General features: G+C 71.6%; 7 protein-coding genes and 1 pseudogene. 5 read left to right on the top strand and 3 right to left on the bottom strand.

The window, feature by feature from the left end:
• From EHS43_RS38225 to EHS43_RS38210, 4 genes and pseudogenes are all read left to right on the top strand, one after another.
• Positions 1 to 382: pseudogene (locus tag EHS43_RS38225) on the top strand (ATP-binding protein); the annotation flags it as partial.
• Complete coding sequence (locus tag EHS43_RS38220; protein ID WP_037720281.1) at positions 379 to 855, top strand: roadblock/LC7 domain-containing protein; 477 nt, start codon at positions 379 to 381, stop codon at positions 853 to 855. The pseudogene EHS43_RS38225 and the gene EHS43_RS38220, both read left to right, overlap by 4 nt.
• Before the next feature lie 19 nt (positions 856 to 874).
• Complete coding sequence (locus EHS43_RS38215) at positions 875 to 1,291, top strand: DUF742 domain-containing protein (RefSeq protein WP_125195197.1); 417 nt, start codon at positions 875 to 877, stop codon at positions 1,289 to 1,291.
• Complete coding sequence (locus EHS43_RS38210) at positions 1,278 to 1,880, top strand: ATP/GTP-binding protein (protein ID WP_125195196.1); 603 nt, start codon at positions 1,278 to 1,280, stop codon at positions 1,878 to 1,880. The genes EHS43_RS38215 and EHS43_RS38210 overlap by 14 nt, the downstream gene beginning before the upstream one ends.
• A gap of 9 nt (positions 1,881 to 1,889) precedes the next feature.
• Here EHS43_RS38210 and EHS43_RS38205 read toward each other — a convergent pair whose 3' ends face one another.
• Positions 1,890 to 2,333: a DUF1772 domain-containing protein gene (locus tag EHS43_RS38205; protein ID WP_125195195.1), complete on the bottom strand. Its 444-nt coding sequence runs from the start codon at positions 2,331 to 2,333 to the stop codon at positions 1,890 to 1,892.
• Between the two features lie 94 nt (positions 2,334 to 2,427).
• Between EHS43_RS38205 and EHS43_RS38200 the strand changes: the two genes are divergently transcribed.
• Positions 2,428 to 3,006: a TetR/AcrR family transcriptional regulator gene (locus EHS43_RS38200; protein WP_125195194.1), complete on the top strand. Its 579-nt coding sequence runs from the start codon at positions 2,428 to 2,430 to the stop codon at positions 3,004 to 3,006.
• A gap of 47 nt (positions 3,007 to 3,053) precedes the next feature.
• Here the strand turns inward: EHS43_RS38200 and EHS43_RS38195 are convergent, their stop codons facing one another.
• Together EHS43_RS38195 and EHS43_RS38190 are read right to left on the bottom strand one after the other, a co-directional pair.
• Positions 3,054 to 3,725, bottom strand: coding sequence for an ABC transporter permease (locus EHS43_RS38195; RefSeq protein ID WP_125195193.1), 672 nt, complete (start codon positions 3,723 to 3,725; stop codon positions 3,054 to 3,056).
• Positions 3,722 to 4,411 (bottom strand): ABC transporter permease, encoded by a 690-nt coding sequence (locus EHS43_RS38190; protein ID WP_037720287.1) that lies wholly within the window; start codon positions 4,409 to 4,411, stop codon positions 3,722 to 3,724. The genes EHS43_RS38195 and EHS43_RS38190 overlap by 4 nt, the downstream gene beginning before the upstream one ends.
• Positions 4,412 to 4,479: the final 68 nt, after the last annotated feature.

Genomic DNA, 4,479 nt, shown 5'->3' with positions numbered 1-4,479 from the left:
CCGCGACCCGGGTCCCGCCTCCGCACCCCCCTCGCCGGCACCGCCGTTCATCCCGAAGGCCCGCACGGGCGACGCACCCGGCGCCGAGGAAGAGGGCGAGGGCGAGGGCCCGCGCCCCCTGCGCCGCCGGGTCCGCGGCGCCACGCTGCGCACCACCGTCGGCGCCGACGCCGTACCGAAGTCCGCGCCCCTCCCGCCCGCCGACGCGGAAGCCGTGCGGGACGCGCTCGACGAGTTCGAGGCGGCCGTGGAGCGCGCCCACCGGGACAGCGAGACCGGCAGCCACACCAGACCCGTACTCAGGGACGACGTGGAAACCCAGCAGACCGCATCCAGCCCCCCGCACGACCAGAACCACTCCCCGGAAGGAGCGGAGCAGTGAGCACGCCCACAGGTGACACGCCTACGGAAGGCACCACGCCCGCCGACCTGCAGGCCGCCGCAGCCGACTTCACCTGGCTGCTGAACCGTTTCGCGACGGAGACCGCGGGCGTCGTCGACGCCATCGCCGTGTCCTCGGACGGGCTGCTCATCGCCGTCTCGGAGCTGCGTGAGCCCGCGGACTCCGAGCGCCTCGCCGCGATCGTCTCCGGCATCACGAGCCTGGCCGCCGGAGCCTCCGGCAACTACGGACTCGGCGGCCTCAACAAGGTCATCATCGACCTGGAGGGCGGCCACGTCCTGGTCTCGGCGATCGGCAGCGGCGCCGTGCTCGGTGTCGTCACCGACAAGGAGGCCAAGCTCGGCAACATCGCGTACGAGATGACGCTGTTCGCCAACCGTGCCGGTGCCGCGCTCAGCCCTCAGCTCGTACTCGAACTGAAGAACAGCGTCGGCGCCACGTCGAAGCGCTGACCGAGGAGGAAGCGCAGTCATGGCGGACGGCAGCACGCCTCCGAGCCCGGAGCCGGGCGGTCCCGTGCCCGCCGTACGGCCGTTCCTCGTCACCGCCGGCCGGGTGGCGCCCGACCCGGCCGGCCGGACGATGCCCGTCGAGACCCAGGTGGTGGCCACCGCCGAGGGACTCGCCGTGCTCGACCGGCTGTCCTTCGAACAGCACGACATCGTCGCCGCGTGCCGCCTCCCGCAGTCCATCGCGGAGATCGCGGCCCGGCTGCGGCTGCACCTGAACGTGGTGCGGATCCTCGCCGAGGACCTGCGCTCGGCGGGGCAGCTGACGGTGCACGTGCCCGACACCGGCGTCACCCACGACGCCTCCGTCCTGCGCAGGCTCATCGACGGCCTGCGTGCCATCCCCGACTCCCGAGGGGTACTCCGTGACACCGACTGAACCGGCCACCCGGCCCTCGGCCGCGCCCTCCGCCGCCGTACGACCGCCGCTGCCGGTCAAAATGGTGATCGCGGGCGGCTTCGGGGTGGGCAAGACCACCGCGGTCGGCTCCATCTCCGAGATCGAGCCGCTGACCACCGAGGCCGCCATCACCGAGGTCGCCGCCGGTGTGGACGACCTCAGCCACACCCCGCGCAAGACCACGACCACGGTCGCGATGGACTTCGGCTGCATCACCGTCGACCCGACCCTGAAGCTGTACCTGTTCGGCACGCCGGGCCAGGAGCGCTTCGGCTTCATGTGGGACGACATCGTCGAGGGCGCGGTGGGCGGACTGGTCATCGTCGACACCCGGCGCCTGGACGACTGCTACGCGGCGGTCGACTACTTCGAGCACCGGCAGATCCCGTTCGCGGTAGCCGTCAACGCCTTCGACGGCCGGGTCGAGCACACCCTGGACGAGGTCCGCTGGGCCCTCGACGTCAACGACCGCGTCCCGGTGCTGGTCTTCGACGCGAGGGAGCGCGGTTCGGTGCGGGACGCGCTGCTGGTCGTCCTCGAACAGGCCCTGGAACGTACCGGGGGATGAGCCTCGGGCTCAGGTGAGGGCGGCGGCGAGCAGCGCGAAGGCGGCGATGATGACGGCGACGCGGACGTAGTGGAGGCGCTCCCAGCGGTTCAGCTGCTGCTTCCAGTCGGCGGGCCGCGTCTCGGGCGTCCAGGTCTTGTTCCGGTTGTTGATCGGAACGAGCAGCAGGATCGACATGACCACGCTGAGCAGGAGCAGCCCGGCGGCGGTGACGACGAGCCCGGTGCCGTGCTGCCATCCGGCGACGGCCCAGACGGCGGCGAGGACGAGTGAGCCGATGTACCAGAACGGCATCACCGCGCCGAGCATGCGGCCGCCGTGGGCGTGACCGCGCTGGGCGCTGTCCTCGGGGAGTGCGTTGAGGATCGGGTTCATGACGAAGGCAACGGAGAACTCCACCCCCACCATCACGCCCACGACCACGGTGGTGACGACCTCGAGTCCGGTGAGCATGGTGCTTCCCCCTTCTGGGATCTAGCACTGCTAGCGAATGAGGCAACACTAGACCTGCTGCCGCTCGAATGTCTAGCGGCGCTAGGATCGCGTCATGTCGGTACAGGATCGCAAGCAGCGCGAACGGGCGGAGCGCGAGCGCCTCATCGTGGCCACGGCCCGGGAACTCGCCGAGCAGCAGGGCTGGGACGCGGTCACCACCCGCCGGCTCGCCGAGCGCATCGAATACAGCCAGCCCGTCCTCTACAGCCACTTCCGCGGCAAACGGGAGATCATCGGGGCCGTCGCCCTGGAGGGCGCGGCCGAGCTGGCCGCGGCGGTGCGGGCCGCGGCCGCCGCCGCGGACGGTCCCCGCGCGCGGGTGGCCGCCCTCGCCCGCGCCTACCTCGACTTCGCGGTCCGCAAGCCGGCGGTCTACGACGCGATCTTCCAGCTCGACGGCGGCCTGGCGTTCGCCCGGGAGGACACCCCGGCCCAGCTCAAGGACGCGTTCGCCGCGCTGCTGGAGAGCCTGGGCGAGGTCGCGGGCGAGGGCGTCCACCCGGGCGTGTTCACCGAGCTGTTCTGGGCGTCCCTGCACGGCCTGGCCACCCTGTCCCGCGCGGGCCGCCTGCCGCCGGAGTACACCGAGCAGCGGCTGGACCTGCTGGTGGACCGGCTCGCCGTGCTCTGACGCGCCGTCACGGCAGGCGCCCGGCCGGGCGGGGGAAACTGCTGGAACTACTGGTTGCTGCGGAGCACTCCCCGTGACACGGTCAGCCGGGTGATCCCCCAGAACAGTGCCAGCGTGACCAGCGCCAGCGCGGCGACCAGCGTCGCCCCGCCCACCACCTTCTCGTAGTTGCGCTGGTAGAGCCCGTCCACGATGTACCGCCCGAGCCCGCCCAGGGACACGTACGCGGCGATCGTGGCCGTCGACACGATCTGGATGGCCGCCGACCGCAGCCCGCCGAGGATCAGCGGAAGGGCGACCGGGAGCTCGACCCGGAAGAGCACCTCCACCTCGTGCATGCCCATCCCCCGGGCCGCGTCCACCGGCGCGGGGTCCACCGACCGCATCGCCTCGTAGGTGGTGACCAGGATGGGCGGTACGGCGAGGACGACCAGCGGGATCATCACGTTGATCAGCCCGAACCCCAGGGACAGGGTCATCAGCACCAGCAGACCGAAGGTGGGCAGGGCCCGCCCGGCGACCGCGATGAAGGCCAGCGCGTTGCCGCCGCGCCCGTAGTGCCCGGTGACGAGCCCCACCGGCAGTCCGATCGCCGCGGCGATGGCGAGGGCCTCCAGGGTGTACTGGACGTGCTCGGCCAGCCGCGTGGGAATGCCGTCGTAGCCCTGCCAGTGCGCGCTGTCGCTGAAGAAGGCGTTGACGAAGTTGAGGACGTTCACCGGGCGGCGACCTCCGGTTCGGGCCGCTGCGCGCGCCGCGCACGCGCGCCGCTCGGCATCCACGGCGTCAGGAGCAGTCGTACGGCGACCAGCAGCCCGTCGGCGAGGATCGCGAGGACCGCCATGGTGACCACGGCGTTCACGGCGAGTTCGGGCCGGTTGTAGATGTTGGCGTCGTTGATGAGGTTGCCGAGCGCGCCCTGGTTGCCGATGAGGGCACCGACGCTGACCAGGGAGATGCTCGACACGGTCGCCACCCGCAGCCCCGCGATGATGGCGGGCACCGCGATCGGCAACTGGACCTGGAGGTAGCGGCGTACGGGTCCGAAACCCATCGCGGTCGCGGCCGCGAGGGTCTCCTGCGGCACCGAACGGACGCCGTCGACGATCGCCGGGACCAGGATGACCAGCGTGTAGACGGTGAGCGGGATCATCACCGTGAGCTCGGTCTGGCCGGTGTAGTCGATGAGGACCACGAAGAAGGCGAGCGACGGGATCGCGTACAGCACGGTCGTCACCCACAGCACCGGCGGGTAGAGCCACCGGAAGCGCACGCACAGCTGGGACAGCGGCAGGGCGATCAGCAGCCCGGCGAGGACCGGGAGCAGGGCTTCCCGCAGGTGCAGCCCGATCAGCCCGAGCCAGCTGTGCTGGAGGTCGCTCGGGATGTCGAAGAAGCCGTTCACCGGGCGGCCCTGGCGTCCGTGCGGCCCTCGGCGTGAGCTCCGCGGATCGCCTCGCCGATGGCCTGCTG

This window comes from Streptomyces sp. RP5T, assembly GCF_003933965.1.
GTDB lineage: Bacteria > Actinomycetota > Actinomycetes > Streptomycetales > Streptomycetaceae > Streptomyces.
This window is presented reverse-complemented; position numbering and strand designations above follow the sequence as displayed.